The organism is Pseudomonas brassicacearum (assembly GCF_003732265.1).
GTDB classification, from domain to species: Bacteria; Pseudomonadota; Gammaproteobacteria; order Pseudomonadales; family Pseudomonadaceae; genus Aquipseudomonas; species Aquipseudomonas brassicacearum_D.
In genome coordinates, this window is record NZ_MOBK01000165.1 from 1 (window position 1) to 274 (window position 274).

The 274-nt window shown below is 60.2% G+C and carries 1 protein-coding gene; it reads right to left on the minus strand.

What is annotated here, in order from left to right:
- A partial coding sequence (locus BK660_RS30605) for an alpha-amylase family glycosyl hydrolase (protein WP_259698554.1) occupies positions 1-274 on the minus strand: 274 nt, incomplete at both ends.

Sequence of the window (274 nt, forward strand, 5' to 3'; positions counted from 1 at the left end):
GCTGGTCGGAGGTGTGGTTGATGACCAGCTCGGTAATCACCCGCAAGCCGCGCTTGTGCGCCTCGGCGATAAAGCGCTTGGCGTCGGCCATGGTCCCGTAATCGCTGTGCACCCCGCGGTATTCGGCGATGTCGTAGCCGTCGTCGCGACGTGGCGAGGGATAGAACGGCAACAGCCAGATAGGGTTGACGCCGAGGTCAGCGATGTAATCGAGTTTGGCGATCAGGCCAGGAAAGTCGCCGATCCCGTCGTTGTTGGAGTCGAAAAACGATTT